Source organism: Aestuariivita sp. (genome assembly GCF_049276915.1).
In the GTDB taxonomy this organism is placed as follows: Bacteria; Pseudomonadota; Alphaproteobacteria; order Rhodobacterales; family Rhodobacteraceae; genus Aestuariivita.
On the sequence record NZ_JBASXK010000010.1, the window covers coordinates 1 to 3,345 of the forward strand.

General features: G+C 59.7%; 1 protein-coding gene. It reads left to right on the forward strand.

Translation table 11 applies throughout. From position 1 onward, the window contains the following. On the forward strand, window positions 1-3,345 hold a 3,345-nt coding region (locus tag WAO69_RS00835), incomplete at both ends, for a GAF domain-containing protein (RefSeq protein ID WP_422175764.1).

Consider the following 3,345-nt stretch of genomic DNA (forward strand, 5'->3'; position numbering starts at 1 on the left):
ATATAGAAGACACCGAAAAAGACGACAGCTATGAATGGAAGGAAGCGGCACATCGCGGCGGTTTCAAATCCACCGTCGGCGTGCCGCTGATCCAGGATGGTATCACGGTGGGCGTGATTAGCTTGGCCCATGGCCAACCCCATGCCTTTACCGCCAAACAGATCAAACTGGTCGAGACATTTGCCGCCCAAGCCGTGATTGCGATCAACAACGCGCGCCTGTTCGAAGAGGTGCAGAAACGCACTGCCGAGGTTGAAGAGGCGCTGGTGCGCGAAAAGGCCAGCGCCGAGATCCTGCAGGTGATCAACGAGGCGACATCCGATCTGCAACCGATGTTTGATCTGATCGTTCAGAAATCGGCCGAGCTGTGTGGGGCCAGTTTTTGCGTGCTCGACCGGTTTGACGGAGAATACTACCATTTCGGGGCGCAATACGGTTTCCCGCCGGCGCTGGCAGAAGAGCTCATCTCGGATTACCCGTACTCGTTCAATAACGACCAGGGACACATCGCACCCCAAGTGGTCAAGACCGGACAGATCGTGCATGTTGAGGATGCCCAAAGCGCAGGCCAGTATTACGAGCCGGAACTCGCCAAAAGCGTCGGATGGCGGCGGATGATGGGCGTGCCCATCAAGGCAAACAACCGGGTCTGGGGCGCCGTGATCATGGCCTGGCCCGACACCTCGATGCCGTCTGCGGCAAACATCGAACTGGTCCAGAGCTTTGCCAACCAAGCCAGCATCGCCATCGAAAATGCCCGCCTGCTGCGCGAAACGCAGGAGCGCACGGTTGAGGTTGAAGAGGCGCTGGAACAGCAAAAAGCCTCGGCCGAAATCCTCAGCGTGATCAGCCAGTCGGTCGAGGATACCCAGCCGGTGTTCGAAAAGATCCTTGAAAGCTGTCAGCGTCTGTTCAGCGGCGAAGAACTGGACGTACTGCTGATCAACGATCAGGGACTGTTGCAGGTCGCCGCGTATCTGGGGCAACACCGCGACGCCCTGCTCAAGACCTTTCCTGCCCCTTGGGAGGTCACACCCGCCGGCGAGGCGATCCGCACGAAGACAGTGACCAATTACACCGATGTGCAGAACAACCCCGACACGCCCGCCGTTTTGCGCCATATGGGTAAAATTGCCGGGTATCATTCGGTGGCCTTCGCCCCGATGATCTGGGAAGGCCGGGGCATCGGCGTTGTGGGTGTCGCCCGCTCGGCCAAGCCCTTCGCCGACAAAGAGTTGCGCATCATGCAGGGCTTTGCCGATCAGGCGGTCATCGCGATCCAGAACGCGCGGCTGTTCAACAAAACGCAAACCGCGCTTGTGCGCCAGACGGCCAGCGCAGATATCCTGCGTGTGATCAGCGAAACGCAATCGGAGCTGGATCCGGTCTTCGAGGCGATCCTCAGCCGGGCCGCCGAATTATGCAATGCCCCCATGGCCAGTCTGAACCTGGTGAACGCAGAACGCACTCACGCCAATCTGGTCGCTCATTGGGGGGATGGGCTGACCCATCTGGAACCGGGCAAGACAACCTGGGACATGGCCTCGGGCCTCGCGACGACAGATGCGATCCTGTCCCTCAAGCCGGTGCATTATCCGGATTTGCGCGATACCGACACCTATCGGAACGGCGACAAGGTGCGGCGCTCCGTTGTCGATGACGAAGGCATCAGAACGTTTCTTGCGCTGCCGCTGATCCATCAGGGCCGCGGGATCGGCAACATCGCGCTATACAAGCGCGAGGTGAAACCCTTTACCGCCGAGGATATCGCGCTGCTGGAAAGCTTTGCCGATCAGGCGGTGATCGCGATCCAGAACGTGCGCCTGTTCAACGACACGCAAAACTCGCTGGCACGGCAGACCGCCAGCGCCGACATCCTGCGCGTGATCAGCGGGTCGCCCAACGATACGACTCCGGTGTTCCAGGAGATCGTGAAATCTGCCACGCAGCTGATCGACTGCGACATGGCCGTGGCGCTGATCAAGAATGGTGAAACGCTGTCACAGGTGGCGGTCGCCAACAGGATGGGGCTGGTGGAAAAACCCGCTCAGATCACCGTCCCTATCGACCCCGACCACAATCTGCCATCCCAGGCCGTCGTATCGCGCAAGGTCATGCACACACCGGATTGGGATACCGCCGACCTTTCGCCCATCGACCAGACCATCAAGGAGCGTGCCGGGATCAAATCCACGATCATGTTACCGCTGCTCCATGGCGACGACTGCGCAGGCACGCTGAACATCTTCCGCTTCCAGAAAAAAGCCTTCACCGACGAAGAGATCGCCGTCGCCCAGACCTTCTGCGATCAGGCTGTGATTGCCATCGAGAATGCACACCTGTTCCGCGAGGCACAGGATGCCCGCGCCGCCGCCGAAAAGGCAAACGAGGCCAAGAGCGCGTTCCTGGCCACCATGAGCCACGAAATCCGCACGCCGATGAATGCCGTGATCGGTATGAGCGGGCTTTTGATGGATACCGACCTCGACCCCGAGCAGCGCGACTATGCCGAAACCATCCGCACCAGCGGGGACGCGCTTTTGGGGATCATCAACGAAATCCTCGACTTCTCCAAGATCGAAGCCGGGCAGATGGATATCGAACACCAGCCCTTTGATCTGCGCGAGTGCATCGAATCCGCCCTCGATCTGGTCAGCACCCGTGCCGAGAACAAACAGCTGGATCTGGCCTATGTCTATGACGACAGCGTCCCGTCGGCGATCAGCGCCGATCTGACCCGGCTCAGACAGATCTTGCTGAACCTGCTGTCGAACGCCGTGAAATTCACCGAAGAAGGCGAAGTCGTGCTCTCGATCTCTGCCGCAACCGCCCCGAATGGCGAGCTGGAACTGGCGTTTTCCGTGCGCGACACCGGGATTGGACTGTCGCCCGAAGGCATGAAGCGCCTGTTCCAGTCGTTCAGTCAGGCGGACAGTTCGACCACCCGGAAATATGGCGGAACCGGCTTGGGACTGGCGATTTCGAAACGGCTGGCTGAACTGATGGGCGGCACGATGACTGCGAAAAGCGACGGGCTGGGAATGGGCTCCACCTTCAGCTTCACCATTCGCACGCAGGTCGCCGATCTGCCGCAGGCACCGACCCGCGATCTGATCGGCCAGCAGGGAGAGTTGCGCAACAAACGCATTCTGATCGTCGATGACAACGACACCAACCGCAAGATACTCAAGCTGCAAACCGGCAAATGGGGCACGCGCACTCGGGACACGGGATCGCCACTGGAAGCTCTGGAATGGCTCAAGGAGAATGCCGCCTTCGATCTGGCGATCCTCGACATGCATATGCCCGAAATGGACGGGCGCACACTCGCAGGAGAAATCCGCA